Source organism: Curtobacterium sp. CFBP9011 (assembly GCF_034045095.1).
Taxonomy (GTDB): Bacteria; Actinomycetota; Actinomycetes; order Actinomycetales; family Microbacteriaceae; genus Curtobacterium.
The window spans coordinates 268,604-293,550 of record NZ_JAXCWN010000005.1 but is presented as its reverse complement, the minus strand read 5'-3'; the positions used below and the strand labels follow the sequence as shown (position 1 = coordinate 293,550).

Genomic DNA, 24,947 nt, shown 5'->3' with positions numbered 1-24,947 from the left:
TGGCGTCGTGGGCGATCGTCGGCATGCCCTTGTGGTTCGGGGCGAACGAGGCGCCCATCATCACGCCGAACACGGCCAGCTGCACCCCGAGGAACGCGCACGCCATGCCGAACGGCAGGAACACGAACACGATGGGCAGGTAGATCGCGAACCGCGCCGCGAGCATGACGCCCTCGACCACACGGTCACGGCGGTCGCTCTTGCCCTCGACCCCGCGGAGCACCGAGGTCACCGCGTGGCGGTGCAGGTTGATGCCCTCGAGCGTCAGCAGCGGGAAGAACAGCCAGCCCTGGTGCCGGACGAGCCAGCGCATCGGGCCGGTCGTGGCCGCGGCGTCCTCGGGGATGAACACGACGCCGTCCGGCGCGATGTCCGGGTCCTTGCCGACGGTGTTCGGGTTGCCGTGGTGACGGGTGTGCTTGTTCATCCACCACGAGTACGACAGCCCGACGACGAACGTGCCGAGCCAGCGGCCCGCGCGGTCGTTCCACTTCCTGGAGTCGAACACCTGCCGGTGCGCGGCCTCGTGCGACAGGAACGCGAACTGGGTGAACAGCACGCCGAGCGCGCCCGCCACGATCAGCTGGAACCAGGAGTCACCGAGCTGCGCGAAGACGACCCAGCACGCCGCGGTCGCGACGACGAGGGCGGCGAACATCGACCAGTAGAAGCCGCGACGGCGCTTGAGCAGCCCGGCGTCCTTCACCTGCTGCAGCAACGACGAGTAGGTGGACGTGCCGCCGGTGCGGGGGCCGGTCGCGGTTCCGGTCTTCCGGTAGGGGCTGGTGATCACGGATTCGGTGGTCATTCGGGTGCTCCTGTCGACGACGGCGCCGTCCCTCGGCAACGTCTCGCATCGTGTACTGAGCGACGCTACTGAGGACGCGACACCGACCGCAAACGTGCCCGTTTCTCAGATCGAGCCTCTCAGGCGTCCGGATCCCCGGTCCTGCCCGGGTCTCCGGGCAACACCGCCGCCAGACGGTCCAGGAACTCACGGACGACCTCCAGCGTTCGGTCGTCGTAATGGCCGAGCGCGACCTCCAGACCCTGGACCCGCGATGCCAGCAAAGCTGAATGTTCTGCTCTCCCGTCGGTGGAGTTGTCTTGTTGATAACGGTTATCATCTAGACCTCGCCCATCCCGATCTCCAGGAGTTCCATGTCGCCCCGCCACACCCTCCTCGTCCCCGCCCTCGTCCTGGCCGGCGTCCTGCCCCTCGTCGCCACCGTCGCCCCCGCGAGTCCGGCCACCGCGGCACCGAGGGCCCACCACAGTTGGCTCGTCACCGCGGACGCACCTGCCGGACGCCTCTACGTCAACGACGCCGTCACCGGCCGACGCACCGCGACCCTCCGCGGTGTCACGCTCGGGACGCACGCCGGCACCGTCCAGCTCGGCCACGGGCGGATCGCGTTCATGGACGAGTCGAAGCCACAGCTCGACGTCCTCGCCATCGGCTCCGGAGGCACGGCGCGGATCGTGCAGCACTACGCCGTCCCGAACGCCGACGGCCGCTGGGAACGCGCCGGCTGGCTCGCCACCGACACCTCGCGCCGCCACCTCGCGGTCGGCTCCGACTTCGACGGCTCCACACACCAGCGCGTCACCGTCATCGACCTCGGACGGGAGGTCGCCCACACGGCCGACATCACCACCTCCGCCGTGACACTGGCCACGACCGGCAAGCGCGGCACCGAGGAGGTCGAGACCTTCCTGGTCGGCAGCCCCCTGCGCCTGGTCGTCACCGCCGGCGGACGGCTCGACGCCTACTCCGTGTCCGACATCATGCGGGGTGCGACGCGGCCGCACCGGATCGCGACGACACCGCTGGGCGCGTACCCGCACGGCCCGGTCGTCAACGCGACCGGCACCGTCATCGGTTCCGACCTCGCCACCGGCGTGCAGACGGTCCGGGTCACGAAGAGCGGGTTCACTGGTTCCAGCTCCGCCACCTACCCGCAGCCGAGCGTGCAGAGCTACCGCCCGCGGATGGCTCCCGACGGCACGACCGCGATCGGCGCGCAGGCCGGCACCACGACCGCGGGCACCAGCTGGGACCGGGTGCCCGCGTACCTCACCTCGTCGTCGACGTCGTCGGACAGCATCCGGAGCGTCGTGCTCGGGACCGGGCTGTTCACCCGCGCGGTCGTCACGTCGCGGTTCGCCGCCGTCGCACTGACGTCGGGTTCCGGCGACTCGCTCGTCCTGGTGCAGAAGCAGGCCGACGGCATCTACGACGGCCGCAGGACTTCGGTCGCTCTCCAGCCGTTGCGACACGGTCCGGTCGCCGGAGAGTCGGCGACCGGGACGGCCGTGCGCTTCGCCGCGGCGACCGACGACGGCACGAGTGTGTTCGTCACGCGCGGTGGTGAGGGCACGATCACGCAGGTCGACACGGCGGGCGCAAAGCCGTCCGTGACCCGCACCATCACCCTGCCGACGGACCTGTCGGACGGCGGGTACCTGACGACGGTCGACTCGACGGCGACTCCGTACGACCTCAGCGGGCGCTGACCTCCGCGGCCAGTGACCCCCGCCGGGCCGTCGTCGCCGAGCCGCCGCCTCGTGGCGCTCCTCGGGTCCGTCAGAGCGCCTGCATCACCGGCGCCGCGGACCGAGTCGACGGCGGCATGGCCGCGAGCCAGTGACACGGAGGAGTCGCAAGGACGACCGGCGGCACCTGATCGGAACGGTCGGGTGGCCGGTCGCGTGCGTCGCGCCCTCCAGTGTTGGGCGGAGCTGGTACCTGCCCTACAGGTACCAGCTCCGGGGCGCTCGCTGGCCCGACCCGAACGGGCTTCGCGAACTGCTGTCGATGATGCCGGACCCCACTGACATTCCTGAGCAGACGAGCAGCATTCGCCGTTCAGCGGCTCGCGTCGTAGCGGAGGAACACGATCATCCGGTCCTTCGTGGTGCCGGTGAAGAGGCCCACCGGGCCCGCTGACCGGCCTTCGAGGTCGCGCGCGGAAGCGCTCCGGAGGGCAGCCGCGGCACGTCGTGTCACCGGGGTGGTCATACCCTCGGGGAGATCCGGTGCATCGGCCCCGACCGGGAGGCCCACGAGGGCTCCCACGTAATGACCATCCCGGGACGCCGACGACCGGATGAGCTCGACACCATCGGGCAGGTGCACGCCGGTCCGTGCCTCCACGGTCGAGAGAGGCGTCCGGACACAGAGGCCGATGCGCGCACAGTCACCGAGGGTGCCGACCCTGGTCGCACTCCGGACGATGCCGGTGGCACCGGCGGCGAGGACCCCGAACAGGAGCGCGGTGAGTGCGACGAGCGCCCCCAGCGACGCGAGGATCGACGGCGGACGGACGAGTCGCTGGCCACGCGGGAGCTCTTGCGCACCCAGGCGGGGACGCCGGACCGCGGCGTCGAGCGCAGGCGCTGGCGCCGGCCGAGCTGTCGGGAATGACGGGGGCCGGTCCCCGGAGAAGGGCCGAGCGAGGAGGGTCTCGTCGTTGCGGAACGCACCGTGGACGACGGCCTTGGCACGGGCCTCCATGACCGTCAGCGCATCGACGTCGACCCGGTTCTCGCCCTGCTGGACGCGGAATCTGGGCATCCTTCGATCATGACGGACGCTCAGTCTCGTCCGGCGCACCCGTTGCGGAATCGATACCGGGGCGGCGTCTGGAGCAGTGCGGCACGCGCCTCCAGGCCGGTCACGATGCCGGCCCCGTCCGCGGGAGCATGGGGCCGGGTCGAGCGACGGTGCGCCAGATCCCGACACGAGGATCGAAGCGGACAGCATCACCGCATGATTCGCAGTACGCGTCACCGGCTTCGCCGAGCAGGACCCGGGCAGCGTCATGGTCGAGGGGGTTCCTGGTGGTGTGCGGTGTCATGTTCTCCGGTCGATGCAGCGAGGGCCCCCGTCCCCCGGTGAGAGGGGACGGGAGCGCGCCGGACGGTCACGAGACAGCGGTTCCGATCCCGACCCAGCGATCACCGCACCGTTGCGACGACCGATCCACCGTACGATCCGCTCCCGGCGGCGACGGAAGACCTGGGCGGGATTCGATACCGGAGCGTTACACGCAACCGGACAGTGGGGCGCACTGCCGCGGTCTTCCCACCCGCAGGAGCACTGCGCCGCCACCGCAGCGCCTCACCCACTTGTGCACCAACCCTTCCGTTGCGTTAGAGTCGGAACCAGCCAACCCTCTCGTGACGGAAGGGTTGAGGTCCCGCTGGTCCTCCTGCGATCGGCGCGCGCGACGAAGCGCCCAATGACATTCCCCCGCGGGCGCCGAGCGTCCGCTTCCCTCACCGAAGGAGAACCGTGACGACCGTCACGCAGTCCGTGCCTGTCCAGGTGCACCACAGTCCCACCGTCCTGTCCGCCCTGCGGAACCCGAGGATCCTCCTCCGTGAGGTCCTCGCAGGCCTCGTCGTGGCCCTCGCGCTGATCCCGGAAGCGATCTCGTTCTCGATCATCGCCGGCGTCGATCCGCGCGTCGGACTGTTCTCGGCGTTCGTGATGGCCGTGGTGATCTCGTTCGTCGGCGGACGTGCCGCGATGATCTCCGGCGCGACCGGCGCCATCGCCCTCGTCGTCGCCCCGGTCATGAAGGACCACGGCCTCGACTACCTCATCGCCACCGTCCTGCTGGGCGGGGTCTTCCAACTCGTCCTCGGCGGGCTGGGAGCGGCGAAGCTGATGCGGTTCGTGCCACGGTCGGTGATGGTCGGGTTCGTCAACGCGCTCGCGATCCTGATCTTCACCGCGCAGCTGCCGAACATCATCGGCGTCGACTGGCTCGTCTGGCCGATCGGCGCCGCCGGGATCGCGATCATCGTGCTCCTGCCCCGGCTCACCAAGGCCATCCCCGCACCGCTCGTCGCGATCGTCGTCCTGACCCTCGTCACCGTGCTCGCATCCCTCGCGATCCCGACCGTCGGCGACGAGGGCAAGCTGCCGGACAGCCTCCCGACCCTGTTCATGCCGAACGTCCCGTTGAACCTCGAGACGCTGACGACCATCGCCCCCTACGCCTTCGCGATGGCGCTGGTGGGACTCCTCGAGTCGCTGATGACGGCGAAGCTCGTCGACGAGGTCACCGACACCGGGTCCCGCAAGACCCGCGAAGCCCTCGGGCAGGGGGTGGCGAACATCGCCTCCGGCCTGTTCGGCGGCATGGGTGGCTGCGCGATGATCGGGCAGACGATGATCAACGTCAAGGCCTCCGGTGCCCGCACCCGCATCTCCACCTTCCTCTCCGGTGTGTTCCTGCTGGTCCTCGTCGTCGGGCTCGGTGACGTGGTCGCCATCATCCCGATGGCCGCCCTCGTCGCCGTGATGGTCATGGTCTCCGTCGGCACCTTCGACTGGCACAGCATCAAGCCCTCGACGCTCAAGCGGATGCCCGTCGGGGAGACGATCGTCATGGTCCTCACCGTCGTGATCGTCGTCGCCACCGACAACCTGGCCATCGGCGTCGTCATCGGCGTGATCGCCGCGATGATCGTGTTCGCCCGACGGGTGTCCCACTTCACGAACGTCGAGCGCTCGATCGAGACCCTCCCCAGCGGCGAGCAGCACGCCCTTTACACCGTCGAGGGTGAGCTCTTCTTCGCCTCGAGCAACGACCTCACCACGCAGTTCGACTACGTCGACGACCCCGACCTCGTCGTCATCGACATGACGAAGTCACACATCTGGGACGCCTCCACCGTCGCCGCGCTCGACGCGATCGAGACGAAGTACCACCAGCACGGCAAGCGGGTCGACATCCGCGGCATGAACGACGCCAGCCAGGCATTCCACGGCCGCCTCGCCGGGAACCTCGGCGCCGGCCACTGATCTCCTGCACGGGAGGACCGTGGGGACGCCGACAGACGCCGCTCGCGTCACCCCGCGGTCGCGTCACCCTGGCGTCGGACCATGTCGGCGTAGTCACCCTCGGCGCACTCGGACTCCGCCGTCAGCGCGTACCCACGAGGGTCGGCATAGAAGTCGACGGAAGCCGTCGGACCACCGGCGCCGCGGGCACCCACGATCGGATCGGCACCGCCGCTCTGGTACCGCTCAGTTGTCACGCCCCGCTGCTTCCACATCCGTTCGATGGCGTCGACGTCAGCGTGGGGATCGTCCCCTGCCGGGCGGTCGACGATGAGGACCCACGAGACGCCGTCGTCGCCGTCGCCCGTCGTGCACGGGCTGAGCCCGGCGCCTCCCCGGGGCGTCCAGTCCCCGCCGAGCGCCGCCGTCGAGCGGTCGACGAACGTGGTGACGGACTGCTTCGCCGCATCAGGTGTGATCGAGGTCGCGCCGGTCTGGTCCGGTCGCCCCGGTGTTCCTGCACAGCTCGTCAGGAGGACTGCCGTGGCTGCGAGGGCCGCGCTCACCGCGAGGGTCCTGCGGATCATCGTCTCCGCACCCGCACGTGTCACACAGGGGGCTGACGGTGGGCATACTGCTCATCGAACCACGAGACGAGGCAGCGCTCGCCCTGGACGGCGAACGAGTCGGTCTCGACGAGTACGTCGTCCCGCACGGCATCCGAACGGGCGCGATCCGCGTCGATCGCGTCGACGGCATCAACCCGGAGTCATGACATGCAAGAAGTCTTCTTCCTCTCGTCCATGGACAGCGAGCGGTTCTCGTCCGTCTTCCGGTGCGAGGTGGAACGACCGATCGAGCTGCCGAACGGCCACCATGCGCTGATGGTCAGCTGCGATCCGCCGCTGAACGGTCAGGAACTCGGCCACCCGCTCGGCATCGGAGGATTGTTGCTCTGGAGTCGGTTCGCGGACGAAGACCTGTGGACGTTCCCCGCGTTCCCGCACTTCGTGCAGATCTGTCTGCCTGACGCGGAACTGCGTGTCGATGCCATGCCCACGAGCATCGCCTGGGGCGAGATCTACGAGACCGAAGCAGACGCGACCGCCCAAGAGATGAGCACTCGCCCGCGCTCCTCGGTGGAGTGATCCACACGTCGAGGAGCTCCGCCTCCAGGATTCGAACCCGGACCTAACGGCACCAAAGGCCGTCGTGCTGCCATTACACCAAGGCGGAACGCCCCCGGAGGAGCCCGACCATCCTCCCATGTGCCCGACACTGGTCGTGCGCCGCCGATCCACGCCATGATGGACGGATGCCGCCAGAGGACGAGGTCGACCGGATCGTCGCGGCGTGGGGCCGGGAGCGTCCGGACCTGGACTTCGCGCCGCTCGACGTGCTGTCCCGGGTGGACCGGCTCGCCCGGCACCTGGACCGGGCCCGGCGGCAGGCGTTCGACGCCGGCGGCATGGAGCCGTGGGAGTTCGACGTCCTGTCGGCACTGCGACGCGCGGGTGACCCGTACGAGCTGAGCCCCAAGGCCCTGCTGCAGCAGACCCTGGTGACCAGCGGCACGATGACGAACCGTGTGGACCGACTGGCCGCACGCGGACTGGTCGCCCGCCGGACCGACCCCCGGGACGGCCGCGGCATCCTGGTGTCCCTGACGGCTGCCGGACGGCGGGCGGTGGACGCCGCCATCGCGGACCTGCTCCGTGCGGAGCGGGACATCCTGGCCGGGGTCTCCGAAGCCGACCAGGGCCAGCTGGCAGGACTGCTGCGCCGGCTCATCCTGGGGCTCGGCGACTAGCGCCAGCCCCCGGCAGGAGCACGTCCACCCGTCCCGCAGACCGCAGCCAGCAGACCGGACCCCGCTACACCCCGAGCTGCTCCGCGACCTCGAGCCACCGCTCCTCGAGCTGTTCGACCTCGGCGTCCAGCGCGGTCAGCTCCGCCTGCAGCTTGCCGAGCCCCTCGTAGTCCGACTGGTCGTGCGCGCCGAACGCCTCGAGCCGCTTCTTCCGGTCCAGGGCGAGCTTGCTGATGCGGCGGTCGAGCGCCGACATCTCCTTCTCCACCACGCGACGCTCCGCGCCGGAGAGCGTCGGCGCAGCCGCCGTCCCTGCCGGACGCAGCCCCGAGGCGGCGGCGACGGCGGACGACCCGGCCGTGTCGGGCCTCCCGGCCGATGCCGCGGCAGCAGCCGACGCCGTCCCGCCACCGGTGCCCGCGGCCCGGAGCTTCATGTACTCGTCGACGCCACCGGGCAGGTGGCGGAGGTGCCCACCGAGGACCGCGTACTGCTGGTCGGTGACACGCTCCAGCAGGTACCGGTCGTGGCTGACGACGAGCAGGGTGCCCGGCCAGGTGTCGAGGAGGTCCTCCATCGCGGCGAGCATGTCCGTGTCGAGGTCGTTCGTGGGCTCGTCGAGGATCAGCACGTTCGGCTCGTCGAGCAGGATCAGCATGAGCTGGAGGCGGCGCTTCTGCCCGCCGGACAGGTCCTTCACCGGGGTGGAGAGCTGCTCCGACGTGAACCCGAGGCGCTCAAGCAGCTGCGACGGCGTCATCTCCTTGCCGTCGGCGACGTAGCTCGTCTTCTTGCGCGCCACGACCTCGCGCACGCGGTCCTCGGCGAACTGGGCGAGGTCGGCGAGCTGCTGGTCGAGGACCGCGATCTGCACCGTCTTGCCCGTCTTCACCCGGCCGGTCGTCGGCTGGAGCTTGCCGGAGACCAGGTTGAGCAGCGTCGACTTGCCGGCACCGTTCGGGCCCAGGATGCCGGTCCGCTCACCCGGAGCGATCCGCCACTCGATGTCCTCGATGATCATCGTGCCGTCGAAGGACACACCCGCGTCGAGGAGGTCTACGACGTCCTTGCCGAGGCGCGCCGTCGCCATCTGCGACAGCGCGACGGTGTCGCGGATCGGGGGCACGTCGTCGATCAGGGCGTTCGCCGCGTCGATGCGGAACTTCGGCTTGCTCGTCCGTGCGGGGGCGCCGCGGCGGAGCCAGGCGAGCTCCTTGCGGGCCAGGTTCTGTCGGCGCTGCTCGCTCGACGCCGCCTGCCGGTCACGCTCGACGCGCTGCAGGATGTACGCCGCGTAGCCGCCCTCGAAGGGCTCGACGACGCCGTCGTGCACCTCCCACGTGTCGGTCGACACCGCGTCGAGGAACCACCGGTCGTGGGTCACGACGACCATGCCGCCCTGGTTCGCGGACCAGCGGCGGTTGATGTGCTCGGCCAGCCACTGGATGCCCTCGACGTCCAGGTGGTTGGTCGGCTCGTCGAGGAACAGCACGTCCCAGTCGCCGACCAGGAGGCGCGCCAACGCCACCCGACGTCGCTGCCCGCCCGACAGTTCGTCGACCGTGACGTCCCACGGGATGTCGGAGACGAGACCCCCGATGACGTCGCGGATCTTCGCGTCGCCGGCCCACTCGTGCTCGGCGAGGTCACCGACGACGACCTGCCCGACGGTCATGCCCTCGGGCAGGACGTCGCGCTGGTCGAGGTAGCCGATCGTCACCCCGCGTCGGTGCGTCACGCGGCCGTCGTCCGGTTCGAGACGCTGCGCAAGGAGCGCGAGCAGCGTCGACTTGCCGTCGCCGTTGCGGCCGACGACGCCGATCCGGTCGCCCTCGTCGAGGCCGATGGTCACGCTGTCGAAGACGACACGGGTGGGGAACTCGAGATGCACGTTCTCGGCGCCGAGGAGATGAGCCACCTGACCAGGGTAGGCGGGTCGCGGGGGTGCAGGGTGCCAGGGGGTCGGGTGCCAGGGGGTGTGGGCTGGGGTCGGGGCCGGGGCCGCCGGGCGGGCGGTTCCGATCGGCTGCGCCCAACGGGGTCCTCCTCGCACCGCGGGATCCCGCGGCGCGAGCCGGATTCGGTTGTGCGGGTCCGGTTCGCGCCGGGGCCCGGCGGGCGCCCGGTCCGGGCCGCCCCGGGGCCGCCGGGCCCAGCCGGCGCGGCCTCGCGTGGTCGCCGGGGCGCCCGGACTCCGCCGGTTCCGGCTGGCTGGGCACAACGGGATCCCGTTCGAACCGGCCGATCCCGTGGCGCGAGCGGGATGTCGTTGGGCGCGTCCGGCCGACGCCACGTCCGACCGGCGCCGGCCTCGCGGTCGCCGCGGTGCGAGATGCCCGGGGCCTCCGCCGGTTCCGGCTGGCTGGGCACAACGGGATCCCGTTCGAACCGGCCGATCCCGTGGCGCGAGCGGGATGTCGTTGGGCGGGTCCGACCTACGCCGGGTCCGTCCGCCGTGCGCCCCGCAGCCGCGAGCCCGCGCCTCCCGTCAGCCCGGCCTGGAGGCGCGGCTCACGCCGTCCGCTCGAGGAACGCCCGCCACCGCTCCCGCTGCCTCGTCACGACGAAGAACATCACCCCGAACACGAGCGCGAGGACGGCTTCGAACCAGAGCATGACGCCGTTGCCCGCCGCGAGGGACTGCCCCACCGCCAGCGGCACCCACCCCGCCGTGAACCAGAGGGTCCACTCGCTCTGCACCAGTCGCAGCTGCGCCAGCCGTCGGAGCACCCGGACGCGGTGCGGCTCAGCCGGCGCGCGACCGCTGAGGACCCGCTCGATCCCGCGTCGCTCCCGCATCGTCATCCCCGACAGCGGATCGGACCACATCGTCCGCCACGAGCGCGCGCGGCTGATACGCACGACCCCGACCGCCCAGACGACCAGTGCCATCACGAAGGCGCCGGTGCCGATCAGGGACGACGTGTCCGACGGCTGCCGAGCCGGCGGCGTCGTCTGCACGGCCAGCAACCACCCGAGCGCACCGGCGAGCACGACCAGGGCCGCCGCCGCGACCAACCGGCTTCGGAGACGTCGTCCGCTGCGCTGCACCTCCTGCGGTTCGGCACCGTCCGTCAGGAAGGCGGAGCGCTGGTCGACGAACTCCCAGCGCCGGTCGTCGAACGAGAGCGGCGGGACGTCGGCCCAGGCGTCCGGCCGGGAGGCCCGGCTCACGTCGCCGCCGTCGTGTCGCCTTCGCCGGCCGCTTCCTTCGCCCGCTTCAAGCGTGCCTGCGCTTCCCAGAACTCGATCTCGCGCTCGAGCTCGGCGAGTTCCTGCTCGGTGCTCGAGACACGCTTGTCCCCGTGCGCGCTCTTCGCGGCGCCGAGGGTGGCGTACCGGTCCTCGTGACGTGCGGGCTCGAGGTACCGGCCGTGGTTCCGCGGGCCGGCAGCCCAGTCGTGCCCGATCGTGAACCAGACGATGCTGCCGACGACGGGCAGCAGGATCACGAGGATGATCCATGCGACCTTCGGCAGCCCGCGCACCTCGCTGTCGGTCCGCGTGATGATGTCGATCAACGCGAACACGAGCAGGACGACGCTCACGCCGGACAGCAGGATTCCCATGGCCCCGGATCCTATGGGTCCGCTGTGTTCTCCCGCTACACCCGCGGTCGTGATCCGGGCTGGCGCACACCCATCGCCGCCGCGGACGGGCTCACGCAGATGAGCCGGGGGCGTCCTCCGGGGTCGCCCCGGCTCGGAGCACTCGGCGCACGCGGAACACATCAGCCCCGACGACCCCGGCTCCGACGAGGACGAGGACGGCGGACACCGCGTACAACGCACCGAGCGGGAAGTCCGAGGACCCGGCCCCCAGGACGAGGGCACTCCAGACCGTCGCGTACCAGAGCGGCTGTTCGACGCGCAGGAGGTCCGCACGGAGCAGGGCTGCCGCGCGCACGACCCGCCGCCGATCGGCCGGTACCGGGGTCCGACCGGTGACCGCTCGCTGCACGGCCTGGCGTTCCCGGCTGGTCAACACCGTCGTCACCATCGGGTACGCCATGCCCAGGCGTCCGCGGACCCGGTTCCCCTGGATCGTGCGGACGACCACGACGCCCAGGGCCACGCCCACCACCGACAGTCCGGCGACTACGTGGAGGGTGTCGTCGTCTCCGCGGGGCAGGACGGCGAACCCGACCGTCACGACGAGCAGTGCCAGGACGCCGAGCCCCAGGCTCCACCGCGACCACGCACTGACCCGGAGGAGCGAGTCCTCCTCCGCGAGCACCGCTTCCGCGTCTCGGTCAGCCGCCGCCCATCGTCGGGTCACCAGGTCCTGGTCGATGCTCACGTCTCCCGATCGAACACCGTCCGCGACCTCAGAGGACGCATCACCCACGGTCAGAGGGCCGCGACCCACTCGTCCGACCCGTCGGTGAAGCGCTGGTGCTTCCAGATCGGCACCTGCTCCTTCACGAGGTCGACCAGGGCACCGCAGGCCGCGAACGCCTCGGCCCGGTGCCCGGACGCCACGGCTGCGGCGAGCGCGACGTCCCCGATGCCGAGGGCGCCCACACGGTGCAGTACGGCGATGCGGACCTCGGGGTGCTGTTCGGCGATGCTGCGAGCGACCGAGGCGATGACGTCACCGGCGCTCGGGTGCCGTTCGTACTCGAGGGCGGTGACCCCCTTGCCGCCGTCGTGGTCGCGGACGACCCCGGCGAAGGTGACGACGGCTCCGTCCTGGTCCGAGGCGACGACCGCCGACACCTCGTCGACGGTGATCTCCCGGTCGACGACGTCGGCCACGACGACCCGTTCGGCTGCGGTGCCGCTCACGGGGCGCTCCGCGGGGCGTGCCCGTCGCCGTGCAGCTGGGCGAGCAGGTGGTCGAGGAGTCCGTCGAGCACGGCCAGCCCGTCAGCGACCCCGCCGCGGGACCCGGGCAGCGTGACGACGAAGGCCCGACCGCCGACGACCCCGGCGACTCCGCGGCTGAGGAGTGCCGTGGGTCCGGCGCCGGCGAGACCGCGGCGGCGGATCTCCTCGACGATGCCGGGGAGTTCCAGGTCGAGCAGCGGCGCGACGGCTTCGGGGGTGCGGTCGGTGGGGGTGACGCCGGTGCCACCCGTGGTGATGACGACGCGGGCACCACCGCTGACGGCTGCGTTGAGGGTGTCGGCGACGGGGCCGCCGTCGGGGACGATCGCCGGGTCGCCGACGGTGAACCCGCGGGTGCGGAGCCACTCGGCGATGACGGGTCCGGTGCGGTCGAGCGCGGGGTCGGTGGCGGCCGAGGTGGAGACCACGAGGACGGCGGCGCGACCGCGGTCCGGGGTGTCGAGGGTCATGACGCGATCCAGTCGCCGGAACGTCCGCCGTGCTTCTCGAGGACGCGGACGTCCGTGATCGACGCTGCACGGTCGACGGCTTTGACCATGTCGTACACGGTGAGGGCGGCGATGCTGGCGCCGGTCAGGGCCTCCATCTCGACGCCGGTGCGTGAGGTCGTGCGGACGGACACGTGGACGATGACGCGGTCCTCGGCGCCGGTGATGTCGACCTCGACCCCGGCGATCGGCAGCGGGTGGCAGAGCGGGATGAGGTCGGCGGTCTTCTTCACCGCCATGATCGCCGCGATGCGGGCGGTACCGATCACCTCGCCCTTGGGCAGCGAGCCGTCGAGGATCCGGGCGACGACGTCCGGTCGGGTGACGAGCGTCGCGGTGGCGGTGGCGGTGCGTGCGGTGACGTCCTTGTCGGAGACGTCCACCATGTGCGCGCTGCCGTCGGCGCGGACGTGGGACAGGTCGGTCATCGGATGCTCCAGACGGTCAGGACGTCGCCCGGGTCGACCTGGCTTGTGCCGACCGGGACGTGGACGAGGTGCGTGGCTTCCGCGTAGTGCCAGAGCAGGTGCGAGCTCGGCCCGCCGACGAACTGCACACGGCCGTCCACGATGGTCCCGCGGCGGACCTGGTGCTTGCCTGCGGGCGAGGTCGCCGCGTCGGCACTCGGCAGGTCGGCACTCGGACGGGCCTCGGGCAGCCCGGCGGCCCGGGCGAGCACCGGGCGCAGGAACACCTCGAACGACACCAGTGCCGAGACGGGGTTGCCCGGGAAGGCGACGACGGGCACCGACCGGCCGGCGATCGTCACGCTGCCGAGGGCCTGGGGACCGCCCGGCTGCATCGCGACCGGTGTCACCTGGAGTCCCCGGGGCTCGAGCGCCTGGCGGACCACCTCGTACGCCCCGGCGCTGATGCCGCCCGTGGTGAGGACGATGTCCGCCCACTCCCCCACGGCCTGGTCGAGCGCGTCGACGAACCGATCGGCGTCGTCGGGCACCCGGACGCGACGGGTCTCGACGCCGACCTCGGCGAGCGCGGCGGACAGTGCGACACCGTTCGCGTCGCCGATGGCCGCCCCGGCGCGGAGGTCACCGGCCGCGGCGGGACCGCCGCCGTCGAGCAGTTCGCTGCCGGTCGACACGACGAGCACCCGCGGACGACGGAACACGTCGACGGTGGCGACCCCCGCCCCGGCGAGGGCGCCCAGGACGGCGGGGGTCACGGGCTGTCCGGCGCGGGCGATGGCCGACCCGGCGCGCAGGTCGGAACCTGCGACGCGGACGAACGTGCCCGCGACCAGGTCGTCCGGCACCGGCACGACCTCGGCGTCGAGCGCGGCGGGGAAGGCACCGGCGGGGGTCGACTCCACGGGGAAGACGGCATCGGCACCGTCCGGGATCCGCGCCCCGGTCATGATCGGGGCTGCGGTACCCGGCTCGAGGGGTGGGGGCACGAGGCCGGCGGGGATCGGAGCGACGACGCGCAGGGTGGTACCGGCGTCGGCAGCGCGGACGGCGAACCCGTCCATGTGGCTGTTGTCGAACGCGGGCAGCGGGGTCGGTGCGGGCACGGAGGCCGCGAGCACCCGGTAGCCGCGTCCGGCGCCGGACGCCACGGCCAGGTCGACGACCGGCACTGACTCGGCGTCTCCCCGCCCACCCGGCAGGGCCGGCTCGACGAGCGCCTGGACTGCTTCCCGGTGCTGACCGATCGTTCGCACGCGCGCCTCCGAATGGTCCTGACGCGGCGCATCGGACGACGCACCGCTCGCGGGCCGTTCCTGGCCTGCATCTGTAGCGTAACGACGGCGCCGACCAGCGCCGAGGACGACCGGAGGACCTGTGGACAACGAGAAGACGGCAACGATCGGTGTGATCGGTGGATCCGGCCTGTACGAGCTGTTCGAGCCCGGCACCGCCGACGAGATCGACGTCCCGACGCCCTTCGGTGCGACCTCGAGCCCGATCAGCGTCGGCACGATGTCCGGCCGCCGGGTCGCGTTCCTGACGCGCCACGGCCGCGCGCACTCGGTCGCCCCGCACCGCATCGAGCACCGCGCGAACCTCTGGGCGCTGCGCTCACTCGGCGTCCGGGCCGTGGTGTCCTCGAGCGCCGTCGGCGGCCTGCACCCCGACTACGCTCCCGGCACCTTCGTGGTGACGGACCAGCTGATCGACCGGACATGGGGCCGCGCCGACACGTACTTCGAGGACGAGGTGCAGCACCTCTCCTTCGCCGATCCGTTCGACCCGGTGCTCCGTCGTGCGGCGATCGACGCGATCGCCGCCCTGGACGTGCCGTTCCGCCCGACCGGAACGTGCGTCGTCATCCAGGGTCCGCGGTTCTCGAGCCGCGCCGAGTCGGTGTGGATGCGCGAGGCCGGCGGCCACACGATCAACATGACGATGTCGCCCGAGGTCCCGCTGGCGGCCGAGCTCGGCATCGGCACGGTCAACCTGTCGTTCGTCACCGACGCCGACGCGGGCCTGGCCCCGGCCACGGCCACGGACGAGACCACCAGCACCAGCACCGGCACCGGCAGCACCGAGAGCACCGCCAGCACCGACGCCCCGGTCACCCACCAGGCCGTGATGGACCGCCTGGCCCGCGCGAACGAGGTGATCGTCCGCGCGATCGGCTCGATCGTGGCCGCGATCCCCGACGACTACGCCCCGCGTGAGCTCGTGCCGGCGAGCGCCTCCGCCCGCGTGCTGGAGCTCCGCCCGTGACCCGCCTGCTCGTCACCGGCGGCGCCGGGTTCATCGGCTCGACGATCGTCCGGCAGGCCCTGGCCGCCGGGTACGAGGTCCGCGTCCTCGACTCCCTGCGTACCGACGTGCACGGCGATCCGGAGGCCGTGGTCACCGCCCACCGCACCGCCGGCATCGAGCTGGTGCACGGCGACGTCCGCGACCGGGTGGCGCTCGACGCCGCGCTGCACCAGGTCGACGTGGTCTGCCACCAGGCAGCGAAGGTCGGGCTCGGTGTCGACTTCCAGGACGCGCCCGACTACGTGTCGAGCAATGACGCCGGCACCGCGCACGTGCTGGCCGCGATGGACCGGCTGGACCTCGGCCGCCTCGTGGTCGCCAGCTCGATGGTCGTCTACGGCGAGGGCGCGTACACGACCGCGGACGGCGAGCCGCTGCGCCCGCCGGCCCGCCGCCGCGAGGACCTGGACGCCGGGCAGTTCGACCCGATCGGCCCCGACGGCCGCCCGCTGCTGCCGGGCCTGATCGACGAGTCGGCAGCCCTCGACCCGCGGAACGTCTACGCCCAGACGAAGGTCGCGCAGGAGCAGCTGGCCTCGTCGTGGACCCGCGCCACCGGCGGTCGCGCGGTCGCGCTCCGCTACCACAACGTCTACGGCCCGGGCATGCCGGCGAACACGCCCTACGCGGGTGTCGCGTCGCTGTTCCGGTCGGCACTGGCCCGCGGCGAGGCCCCCCGGGTGTTCGAGGACGGCGCACAACGTCGCGACTTCGTGCACGTCGACGACGTCGCGGGCGCGAACCTCGCGGCGATCACCGCGACGGAGTCCGCCCCGGCCGAGTCGTTCCGGGCGTTCAACGTCGGTTCCGGCACGGTCCACACGATCGGCGAGATGGCGGCCGCGATCGCCGGTCCGGACGGCCCGCAGCCGGTCGTCACGGGTGAGTACCGCCTGGGCGACGTCCGCCACGTCACCGCGTCCTCGGCCCGCATCGCCGAGGAGCTCGGCTGGCACGCGCAGGTGGACTTCACCGCGGGCATGCGCGACTTCGCGACAGCCCCGCTCCGCGCCGCGGTGCGCTGACCGGACGACCCCCGGCCACGCCGGTCGGACCCGGCGGTGGTGCCGACCCGACCGCCGGTCCCGCGCCGTCCGCTGGTCCCGATCCGGCCACCGGTCCCGACCCGGCCACCTGCAGGACGGGAGGCACGTCCCCCACTCGGGGCGCGCCTCCCGTCCGACACACTGTCGCGGCCACCTCCACGGTGCGGAGAACGGCCAGCCGGACGCGCCGACACGTACCCCGGTCAGAAACCTCGTGTTGGGTTGGGTGCATGACACAACACCCCGCAGCGGACGCCGTCGGCCCCGAACCGACGCGCCCGACTGACGAGGCGACCACCGCGACCCATCGCTCGGAGCACCCGCACCGAATGGTCTCCATGAGCGTCGACGTGATCCTCCCCTGCCTCGACGAAGCGGACGCGCTGCCGTCCGTCATCGGCCGCCTGCCCGAGGGGTACCGGGCCGTGGTCGTCGACAACGGCTCCACCGACGGTTCGGCCGACGTCGCCCGCGCGCACGGCGCCCTCGTCGTCACCGAGCCGGTCCGCGGATTCGGTTCCGCCTGCGCGGCCGGTGTCGCCGCGGCGACCGCCGACTACGTGGCCTTCTGCGACGCCGACGCGTCGATGGACCCGGCTGAGCTCCCCGCCCTCGTCCAGCGCGTCGCGGACGGCCGGGTCGACCTGGCCCTCGGTCGCCGCGTCCCCACCAGCCGCGGCGCCTGGGCGCCGCACGCACGGTTCGCCAACCGCGTCCTCGCCGTCCTGATGCGCCGCGCGACCGGCTACCGACTGACCGACCTCGGCCCGATGCGCGTGATGCGTCGCGAGGACCTGGTGGCCCTCGACCTCCGCGACCGCCGCAGCGGCTACCCGCTCGAGATGGTCCTCGCCGCGCACGCCGCCGGCTGGCGCGTCGACGAGTCGGACATCGGCTACGCGCAGCGCATCGGCGACAGCAAGGTCACCGGCACGCTCCGCGGCACCGTCAACGCCGTCAAGGACATGTCACGTCTGCTCCGCGCCTACCGACGGGAGGCCCGCACCCGGACCGTCGCGCCCGTGTCGGTCCGCCAGCGGGTCGCCGCCACCTCCGCGGCTGCGGAACCCACCACCGCCGAGGTGCGCTCGTGACCGGCATCACGGTGGCCGTCGTCGCCAAGGAGTGCCTGCCCGGCAAGGTGAAGACACGCCTGACCCCGGCCCTGACGCCTGAGGGTGCTGCCAGGGTCGCCGCCGCCAGCCTCGCGGACACGCTCGCCACGGTGTCGGCGCTGCCGGCGGCTCGCCGTGTCCTCTTCTACGACGGCGACGTCCTGCCCGACGGCGCGGACGGCTTCGACGTCCTGCACCAGCCCGGTGGCGGACTCGACGAGCGCCTGGGCTTCCTGTTCGACACCGTGCAGGAGCCCCTGCTGCTGGTCGGCATGGACACCCCGCAGGTCTCGGTCGACGCCCTCGCCCCCGTGTTCGACGGCGCCGAGCGTGACGCGTGGTTCGGTCCGGCGGAGGACGGCGGCTTCTGGTCGCTGTTCATGCGCCAGCCGACCGGCGACCTGATCCGTGGCGTCCCGATGTCGCAGGACGACACCGGCGCCGTGCAGCTCGAACGCTTGCGGACCGCCGGGCTGGACACGGGCCTCCTGACCGAACTGCTCGACGTCGACACGCTGCCGGACGCCGAGCGCGTCGCAGCCCTCGCCCCCACCACGCGGTTCGCGGCAGCCCTGGCCGACGAGACCACGACGACCACCGGAGGTGTCCGATGACCGACACGACGAGCACCATGCAGGCCTTCGGGGCCGGCGGCGACGAACCGTACGCTCGGGCCCTGCGCTCCGACGGCCGACTCCGGCTGACCGACCCCGACCGTCCGGGCGAAGTCGTCACGATGGACGTCGGACGCTGGAGCGCCGCGGCGGACCGGGTCGACCGGTCCCTGCTCGAGGGCGCCGACGGTCCGGTCATCGACCTCGGCTGCGGGCCGGGGCGCATGCTCGTCGCGGCACTGCGGATGGGGCTGCCGGCACTCGGTGTCGACGTCTCGGCCGAAGCGGTCGCGATCGCCACCCGCTCCGGCGGTCGGGCGGTCCAGGGATCGGTCTTCGAGCCGGTACCGGACGAAGGCCACTGGGACACCGCACTCATCATCGACGGCAACATCGGCATCGGCGGCGACCCGGTCGCCTTGCTCGCCCGTGCTGCCGAGATCGTCCGGGACGGCGGCCGTGTCGTCGTCGAGACGAACCGCGACGCCGACGCCGACCGCACCTACGTCGCCACCGTGACGGACGCCGACGGCCACGCGAGCTCCGCGTTCCCGTGGGCCGAGGTCGGGCTCACTGCACTGCACGCCCACGCCGCCACGGCCGGGCTCACAGCCCGCCAGAGCTGGACCGACGGCGGCCGGCACTTCTGTGAGCTCATCGCCTGACTCCCGTCTTCTTTTGCATGATGCAAGAGAACGACGTAGAGTGGTGCCCAGCAGTCGATGGTGTCGCGGACCCATCGGCTCGATGGTCGCGGCACCTCGGCATGACAGCGAGGAGAGCACCATGAGCACCTTCCCCCTCGGCGGGACCTTCGTCAGCGGACTCCGTCAGCACGACGAGCTCGGCACCTACACCTCGACCGGCCGTGCGATGCGCGTCGACGCGGAGACCGGCACCTACACGGGCGTCCCCGCCGGACACATCGGTCGGTTCGTCGACACCGAGTTCCGTCGTCCGAGCACGGCGACCTCGAGCACGCGGACCGTCACCGGGTCCGTCCGCACCGCGACCGGGTCGTTCCGGACGGCCTGACCCCGGCGCCCGGTGTCCCCAGCACCGTCGGCAGGTCGTCTCGATCCGCCCCCAGAACGGCTCGCCCGCGCGGCGAGCAGCCAGACCGCGAGCGGTCGCACTCCTCGGCTTCCCCCCAGCCCGAGGAAGGCGGCCGCTCGCGTTCGTCCCGGCGGTCCCCCGCGCGGTTCCCCGCAACGGCTCCGCACGGTTCCCCGCACCCGCTCCGCACGGTTCTCCACAACCGTGGGCGCATCCACCACGGCGATGCCAGGATGGGGTCATGAACGACCGTGCCGGAACCCCAGCGACCGCAGACGACCTCGTCGACCTCGATGCGCTCACCGCGGCGTACTACGACCGGGTCCCGGACGTCACGAACCCCGAGCAGAAGGTCGTGTTCGGCACCTCGGGACACCGCGGCTCGTCGCTCGACAGTGCGTTCAACGACACGCACATCGCCGCCATCACGCAGGCCATCGTGGAGTACCGCACAGCGCAGGGCACCGACGGTCCGCTCTTCATCGGACGTGACACCCACGCGCTGTCCGGACCGGCCGAACGCACCGCGCTCGAGGTCCTGGCCGCCAACGGCGTGCACGTCCTCGCCGACGCCGACAACGGGTACGTGCCGACGCCGGCACTGAGCCACGCGATCATCGCCTACAACACGGCCGGACACGACGACACCGCCGACGGCATCGTCATCACCCCGAGCCACAACCCGCCCCGCGACGGCGGCTTCAAGTACAACCCCCCGCACGGTGGCCCCGCCGACAGCGACGCCACCTCGTGGATCGCGGACCGCGCCAACGCGATCATCGCCGGCGGCAACGCCGAGGTGCAGCGCGCCGAGCACGCCACCCACGACGGCTACGACTTCCTGCACAACTACGTCGCCGACCTCGAGAACATCATCGACATCGCGGCGATCAAGCGTGCCGGCGTGAAGATCGGCGCCGACCCGCTCGGGGGCGCCTCGCTGCCGTACTGGAACCTCATCCGCGACCACTACGGCCTGGACCTCACCGTGGTGAACCCGGACGTCGACCCGACCTGGTCGTTCATGACGCTCGACTGGGACGGCAAGATCCGGATGGACCCGTCGAGCCCCTCGGCGATGGCGTCGGTCGTGGCCCGCAAGTACGACTTCGACGTCCTGACGGGCAACGACGCCGACTCCGACCGGCACGGCATCGTCACGCCCGACGGCGGCCTGATGAACCCGAACCACTACCTCGCCGTCGCGATCGAGTACCTCTACGCGCACCGTCCGCAGTGGCGCGACGACGCCGCGATCGGCAAGACCCTGGTGTCGTCGAGCATCATCGACCGCGTCGCCGAGTCCCTGGGCCGTCGTCTGTGGGAGGTCCCGGTCGGCTTCAAGTGGTTCGTCCCCGGGCTGATCGACGGCTCGGTGGCCTTCGGCGGTGAAGAGTCCGCGGGTGCGTCGTTCCTGCGCATGGACGGCACCGCGTGGACGACCGACAAGGACGGCATCATCCTGGCGCTCCTGGCGTCCGAGATCGTCGCCGTCACGGGCAAGACCCCGTCGCAGCTGTACGCCGAACTCACCGAGCGCTTCGGCGACCCGGTGTACCAGCGCGTCGACGCCGCCGCCAGCAAGGAGCAGAAGGCCCGCCTGTCGAAGCTCGACGGCGACGCCATCACCGCCGAGACCCTGGCGGGCGACCCGATCACCGCGAAGCTGTCGAAGGCGCCGGGCAACGATGCCGCCGTCGGTGGTGTCAAGGTCGTCACGGACAAGGCCTGGTTCGCCGCTCGCCCCTCCGGTACCGAGGACGTCTACAAGATCTACGCCGAGAGCTTCGTCGGGCAGGAGCACCTCGAGCAGGTCCAGCGCGAAGCCAAGGAGATCGTCGACGCCGCCCTCGGGTCCTGACAGGCGCTCGGTTCCGTGGAAGGCTGAGCAGCATGGCGTTGTTCGGACGGAAGAAGCCGGTGGCGGAGTCGCTGCCCCTCGTCGTGCTCGCGCAGCGCACCCTGGCGGAGCGCGGTGTCGAGACGACTGTGGACGGGCCGGGCGACGACCCCGCACACGTGCGTCTGCTCGGGGCGGACGGGCAGGTCTACCTGCTCGCGAACCTCGCCGCCCAGGTCCGCGGTGAGAACGACGAGCGCCGGACGGCCATCGTCCGGGCCCACTTCGACCGGATGCTGCAGGCGCACCGTGAGCCGACGCCCGAAGAACTGAGCGCCGACGAGCTGCGGGACCGCGTCCGGCTCCGCCTGCTCGCAGAGGACGGCTCCGACCCGACCGACCTGACGTACGCGCGACCGTTCGCCCCGGGGCTCGTCCTCGGGCTCTGCGTCGACTACCCGACGATGGTGAGCACCCTGGCGACGCAGACGCTGCCGAAGCTCGCGATCGGTGCGGACGAACTCTGGGCGATGGCCCGCTTCAACACGGACGCCGAACCGGTGGACGCGAACGCCGAACTCGCGCCGGGCGTGCACCTCGTCGAGGGCGAGTCGCTGTTCACTGCGTCGAAGGCCGTCAACCTGCCCGCCCTGTTCGGTGCCGCCCCGTTCGGCACCGTGTTCGCCGTCCCGCACCGGCACCTGCTGCTCGCCGTCCCGATCCGCGACGCCGACAGCCTGCAGGCGATCCAGACGCTCGCCGGCCTGCTCGTGCGGATCCTCGGCGACGAGGACGCCGGCCTGCCCGGTGGGCTCCTCAGCCCGCACCTGCTGTTCTCCCGTCACGACCAGGTGTCCACCGTCTCGTCGTTCGACCAGGAGACCGGCGAACTCCGCATCGAGGTCGACGAGCGGTTCCAAGAGGCCCTGGAGCAAGCCGTCGCCTGACGGGTCCCCGCCGGCCACCCCGGAGGTCTGCCCCACATCACGCTGTGGACGGCTGCCGATCTCCACAGGAACGCGTTCCCGGTGCGCGCTGCCGTTGCCCGAGTTGTAACTTTGCACGCAGCGCAAAATCTTCGGGAGTCCCGCACATGACACAGACCGCGACCGCACCCGCGGCCCCCACGACGTCGTCGAACGTCGTGATGAACCACCGCCAGATCCTGCTCGTGATCTACGGCCTGATGGCCGGTATGTTCCTGGGCGCCCTCGACCAGACGATCGTGGGCACGGCGATCCGCACCATCGGCGACGACCTGCACGGTCTCGACCAGCAGGCGTGGGTCACCACCGGGTACCTCATCGCCTCGACGATCACGACGCCCATCTACGGCAAGCTGTCCGACCTCTTCGGTCGACGCCCGCTGTTCATCACGGCGATCGCGATCTTCATCCTCGGCTCGCTCGCCGCGTCGTTCTCGACGTCGATGCTCATGCTCGCCGGGTTCCGTGCCCTGCAGGGTCTCGGCGCGGGTGGCCTGATGTCCCTGCCGCTCGCGATCATGGGCGACATGCTCGCCCCGCGTGAGCGCGCCAAGTACCAGGGCTACTTCCTGGCCGTCTTCGGCATCTCGTCCGTCATCGGCCCGCTCGTCGGCGGTGTCTTCGCCGGCGCGAACGAGCTCCTCTTCATCTCCGGATGGCGCTGGGTCTTCCTGATCAACGTCCCGATCGGCATCATCGCGCTGTTCATGGTGCTGACCTTCCTGCACCTGCCGAAGTACGGCGAGCGCCGCAAGCCCCGCATCGACTGGTGGGGCGCGTCCCTCGTCATCGTGACGCTCGTGCCGCTGCTCCTCATCGCGGAGCAGGGTCGTGAGTGGGGTTGGGGATCCCCCGGCGCCCTCGCCTGCTACGGGGTGGGTGCGCTCGGCCTGATCGCGTTCGTCATCGTCGAGCGGGCGATGGGCGACGACGCGATCCTGCCGCTGAAGCTCTTCAGCTCGCACGTGTTCTCGATGGCGGCCGTGCTGTCGGTGCTCATCGGCTTCGGCATGTTCGGCGCGATGCTGACCATCCCGCTGTACCTGCAGATCGTCAAGGGCGTGACGCCGACCGAGTCCGGGTTCGCGATGCTCCCGATGGTCCTCGGCCTGATGATCTCGTCGATCGCATCCGGTCAGATCGTGTCCCGCACCGGCAAGTACCGGATCTTCCCGGTCACCGGTACGGCCTTCACCGCCGTCGGTTACACGGTCCTGACGTTCCTGACCGCGGACCGGCCGCTCTGGTTCCTGATGACCGGCATGTTCCTCATCGGTCTCGGGCTCGGTCAGCTCATGCAGACGCTGACCCTCGCCGCACAGAACTCCGTCTCGCCGCGGGACATCGGCGTCGCCACGAGTGCCGCCACGTTCTTCCGTCAGATCGGCGGCACGATGGGCACCGCGGTGCTGCTGTCGGTGCTGTTCAGCCTGATGCCGACGAACATCACCGGTGCGCTGCAGAACGAGTCCGACCTGAAGAGCGCCCTGAACGCCGCCCTCAACCCCGCGGTGGCGAACGCCGAGGCGAACAAGGGCGTGATGAACCAGATCTGGGACCCGATCGTCACCCCGATCAAGAAGAACGTCCAGGACGGTCTCGACCAGGGCGCCGTGCAGGCGAAGCAGGCAGCCGACCAGGCCGTGACGAAGCAGGTGACCGCAGCCGTGCAGCAGCAGGTCGACGTGGGCACCATCCCCGCCGCGGCCGCCGACACGGTCATCGCCCAGCAGGTCGCCGACGCGAAGGGCGACGCCGAGCAGCAGGCGCTGCAGACCGCGGCCGCCAAGGTCGGGGCGGACGTCGTCGACGGCACCCTGCAGGTCGACTACTCGAACGCCTCGCAGCGCAGCAACATCGTCGACACGGTCGCGCCGAAGCTCGTCGACCAGCTGCGCGACGGCAAGGGCGGCACCTCGACGAGCACGTCGTCCACCAACGACACGTCGTTCCTCAACGGTTCCGACAAGCGTCTGAGCCGTCCGTTCCTGGTCGGGTTCAGCGACTCGGCGGTCACGGTCTACTGGGTCGGCCTCGCGGTCATCCTGCTGGCATTCGTCCTCACCTGGTTCTTCAAGGTGCCGCCGCTCCGCAAGACCTCGGCGCTGCAGGAGCAGGCCGACGCCGCGCGGAAGACCGCCGACGACGACCGTCTGACCGTCGACGCCCAGCAGGCAGCGGCCGGCTCCGGCTCGCTCGTCTCGCCGGACACCGGGTCGATGTCGATCGTGCCGACCTCGCCGGACGTGCCCGCGCAGCCGCGCTCGGCCCGCTCGGCCGGTGGTTCGCCGGTCTCGGTCCTGCCGACGACGACCACGAGTGCGACGTCGACGGACGACACCCGGGCACCCCTGCCCCACGCGTCCACCCACGGAGCGCACTCGTCGTCGACACCGGTGGACGAGCCTCCCGCAGCGACCGGTGCGATCCGGACGCAGCACGGCGCCCACGCCGCCGGCGACACCGAACCGCCGGCCGACGAGCACCCGCACGGTCGGCACACGGCCGGCTAGCCCCTCGCGGAACGCAACGTGGGCGGTTGCACGCAGCGGTACTCCGCGGTGTGCAGCCGCCCACGTTGCGTGTCGCGGGAGGTGTCCGGCGTAGCGTCCG

Annotated in this window: 25 protein-coding genes and 1 tRNA gene; 14 read left to right on the top strand and 12 right to left on the bottom strand. The window is 71.5% G+C overall.

Features of this window, described 5'->3' with window-relative positions:
• Nucleotides 1-808 (bottom strand): fatty acid desaturase family protein (locus tag SOM35_RS12820; protein WP_320515681.1); only part of this gene is annotated, 808 nt, incomplete at its 3' end.
• Between the two features lie 353 nt (nt 809-1,161).
• On the opposite strand from SOM35_RS12820, the gene SOM35_RS12815 reads away from it, so the two are divergent.
• Entirely contained in the window at nt 1,162-2,517 is a 1,356-nt protein-coding gene (locus SOM35_RS12815) for a hypothetical protein (protein WP_320515680.1), read from the top strand.
• 352 nt (nt 2,518-2,869) lie between these two features.
• Here SOM35_RS12815 and SOM35_RS12810 read toward each other — a convergent pair whose 3' ends face one another.
• Nucleotides 2,870-3,577, bottom strand: coding sequence for a hypothetical protein (locus SOM35_RS12810; RefSeq protein WP_320515679.1), 708 nt, complete (start codon nt 3,575-3,577; stop codon nt 2,870-2,872).
• Nucleotides 3,578-4,297: 720 nt separating this feature from the next.
• Between SOM35_RS12810 and SOM35_RS12805 the strand changes: the two genes are divergently transcribed.
• Nucleotides 4,298-5,818, top strand: a complete 1,521-nt coding sequence (locus SOM35_RS12805) for a SulP family inorganic anion transporter (RefSeq protein WP_320515678.1) — start codon at nt 4,298-4,300, stop codon at nt 5,816-5,818.
• A 47-nt stretch (nt 5,819-5,865) separates the two neighbouring features.
• Here SOM35_RS12805 and SOM35_RS12800 read toward each other — a convergent pair whose 3' ends face one another.
• Nucleotides 5,866-6,363 carry a hypothetical protein gene (locus SOM35_RS12800; RefSeq protein WP_320515677.1) on the bottom strand — a complete coding sequence of 166 codons (498 nt, stop codon included), beginning with the start codon at nt 6,361-6,363 and terminating at the stop codon, nt 5,866-5,868.
• Nucleotides 6,364-6,422: 59 nt separating this feature from the next.
• On the opposite strand from SOM35_RS12800, the gene SOM35_RS12795 reads away from it, so the two are divergent.
• A complete protein-coding gene (locus tag SOM35_RS12795; protein ID WP_320515676.1) occupies nt 6,423-6,572 on the top strand; it encodes a hypothetical protein in 150 nt (49 codons plus the stop codon).
• Between the two features lie 28 nt (nt 6,573-6,600).
• A complete protein-coding gene (locus tag SOM35_RS12790) occupies nt 6,601-6,945 on the top strand; it encodes a hypothetical protein (protein WP_320515675.1) in 345 nt (114 codons plus the stop codon).
• 16 nt (nt 6,946-6,961) lie between these two features.
• Here the strand turns inward: SOM35_RS12790 and SOM35_RS12785 are convergent.
• Nucleotides 6,962-7,033 (bottom strand) — tRNA-Gln (locus tag SOM35_RS12785).
• A gap of 79 nt (nt 7,034-7,112) precedes the next feature.
• On the opposite strand from SOM35_RS12785, the gene SOM35_RS12780 reads away from it, so the two are divergent.
• Nucleotides 7,113-7,607, top strand: a complete 495-nt coding sequence (locus SOM35_RS12780) for a MarR family winged helix-turn-helix transcriptional regulator (RefSeq protein WP_320515674.1) — start codon at nt 7,113-7,115, stop codon at nt 7,605-7,607.
• Between the two features lie 64 nt (nt 7,608-7,671).
• Here the strand turns inward: SOM35_RS12780 and SOM35_RS12775 are convergent, their stop codons facing one another.
• The 8 genes from SOM35_RS12775 to SOM35_RS12740 form a co-directional block, all read right to left on the bottom strand.
• Nucleotides 7,672-9,525, bottom strand: a complete 1,854-nt coding sequence (locus SOM35_RS12775) for an ABC-F family ATP-binding cassette domain-containing protein (RefSeq protein ID WP_320515673.1) — start codon at nt 9,523-9,525, stop codon at nt 7,672-7,674.
• Between the two features lie 593 nt (nt 9,526-10,118).
• Nucleotides 10,119-10,781, bottom strand: a complete 663-nt coding sequence (locus SOM35_RS12770; RefSeq protein WP_320515672.1) for a hypothetical protein — start codon at nt 10,779-10,781, stop codon at nt 10,119-10,121.
• Nucleotides 10,778-11,176, bottom strand: coding sequence for a PLD nuclease N-terminal domain-containing protein (locus SOM35_RS12765; protein WP_320515671.1), 399 nt, complete (start codon nt 11,174-11,176; stop codon nt 10,778-10,780). Before SOM35_RS12765 ends, SOM35_RS12770 begins: the two co-directional genes overlap by 4 nt.
• A 91-nt stretch (nt 11,177-11,267) precedes the next feature.
• Nucleotides 11,268-11,906: a hypothetical protein gene (locus SOM35_RS12760; protein ID WP_320515670.1), complete on the bottom strand. Its 639-nt coding sequence runs from the start codon at nt 11,904-11,906 to the stop codon at nt 11,268-11,270.
• A 50-nt stretch (nt 11,907-11,956) separates the two neighbouring features.
• Complete coding sequence (locus SOM35_RS12755; RefSeq protein ID WP_320515669.1) at nt 11,957-12,394, bottom strand: molybdenum cofactor biosynthesis protein MoaE; 438 nt, start codon at nt 12,392-12,394, stop codon at nt 11,957-11,959.
• On the bottom strand, nt 12,391-12,906 hold the full coding sequence (locus tag SOM35_RS12750; protein WP_320515668.1) for a MogA/MoaB family molybdenum cofactor biosynthesis protein: 516 nt from the start codon (nt 12,904-12,906) through the stop codon (nt 12,391-12,393). Before SOM35_RS12750 ends, SOM35_RS12755 begins: the two co-directional genes overlap by 4 nt.
• The gene (moaC, locus tag SOM35_RS12745; protein WP_320515667.1) at nt 12,903-13,373 is read right to left on the bottom strand and encodes a cyclic pyranopterin monophosphate synthase MoaC; all 471 of its coding nucleotides are present in this window, start codon (nt 13,371-13,373) and stop codon (nt 12,903-12,905) included. The genes SOM35_RS12750 and moaC overlap by 4 nt, the downstream gene beginning before the upstream one ends.
• A complete protein-coding gene (locus tag SOM35_RS12740) occupies nt 13,370-14,626 on the bottom strand; it encodes a molybdopterin molybdotransferase MoeA (RefSeq protein WP_320515666.1) in 1,257 nt (418 codons plus the stop codon). The genes moaC and SOM35_RS12740 overlap by 4 nt, the downstream gene beginning before the upstream one ends.
• 121 nt (nt 14,627-14,747) lie before the next feature.
• Here SOM35_RS12740 and SOM35_RS12735 point away from each other — a divergent pair, with 121 nt between their 5' ends.
• The 9 genes from SOM35_RS12735 to SOM35_RS12695 all read left to right on the top strand — a co-directional run bounded on the left by SOM35_RS12735 (nt 14,748) and on the right by SOM35_RS12695 (nt 24,847).
• Nucleotides 14,748-15,635 carry an MTAP family purine nucleoside phosphorylase gene (locus tag SOM35_RS12735; protein WP_320515665.1) on the top strand — a complete coding sequence of 296 codons (888 nt, stop codon included), beginning with the start codon at nt 14,748-14,750 and terminating at the stop codon, nt 15,633-15,635.
• A complete protein-coding gene (locus SOM35_RS12730; RefSeq protein WP_221852519.1) occupies nt 15,632-16,702 on the top strand; it encodes an NAD-dependent epimerase/dehydratase family protein in 1,071 nt (356 codons plus the stop codon). The genes SOM35_RS12735 and SOM35_RS12730 overlap by 4 nt, the downstream gene beginning before the upstream one ends.
• A gap of 359 nt (nt 16,703-17,061) precedes the next feature.
• Nucleotides 17,062-17,817 (top strand): glycosyltransferase family 2 protein, encoded by a 756-nt coding sequence (locus SOM35_RS12725; protein ID WP_308118890.1) that lies wholly within the window; start codon nt 17,062-17,064, stop codon nt 17,815-17,817.
• On the top strand, nt 17,814-18,452 hold the full coding sequence (locus tag SOM35_RS12720) for a TIGR04282 family arsenosugar biosynthesis glycosyltransferase (RefSeq protein ID WP_320515664.1): 639 nt from the start codon (nt 17,814-17,816) through the stop codon (nt 18,450-18,452). The genes SOM35_RS12725 and SOM35_RS12720 overlap by 4 nt, the downstream gene beginning before the upstream one ends.
• A complete protein-coding gene (locus tag SOM35_RS12715; protein WP_320515663.1) occupies nt 18,449-19,117 on the top strand; it encodes a class I SAM-dependent methyltransferase in 669 nt (222 codons plus the stop codon). The genes SOM35_RS12720 and SOM35_RS12715 overlap by 4 nt, the downstream gene beginning before the upstream one ends.
• Nucleotides 19,118-19,238: 121 nt before the next feature.
• Entirely contained in the window at nt 19,239-19,487 is a 249-nt protein-coding gene (locus tag SOM35_RS12710) for a hypothetical protein (protein ID WP_301221984.1), read from the top strand.
• 262 nt (nt 19,488-19,749) lie between these two features.
• The gene (pgm, locus tag SOM35_RS12705) at nt 19,750-21,369 is read left to right on the top strand and encodes a phosphoglucomutase (alpha-D-glucose-1,6-bisphosphate-dependent) (protein ID WP_320515662.1); all 1,620 of its coding nucleotides are present in this window, start codon (nt 19,750-19,752) and stop codon (nt 21,367-21,369) included.
• A 32-nt stretch (nt 21,370-21,401) separates the two neighbouring features.
• Nucleotides 21,402-22,295 (top strand): hypothetical protein, encoded by an 894-nt coding sequence (locus tag SOM35_RS12700; RefSeq protein ID WP_221852510.1) that lies wholly within the window; start codon nt 21,402-21,404, stop codon nt 22,293-22,295.
• Nucleotides 22,296-22,441: 146 nt separating this feature from the next.
• The gene (locus tag SOM35_RS12695; protein WP_320515661.1) at nt 22,442-24,847 is read left to right on the top strand and encodes an MDR family MFS transporter; all 2,406 of its coding nucleotides are present in this window, start codon (nt 22,442-22,444) and stop codon (nt 24,845-24,847) included.
• Nucleotides 24,848-24,947 lie beyond the last annotated feature (100 nt).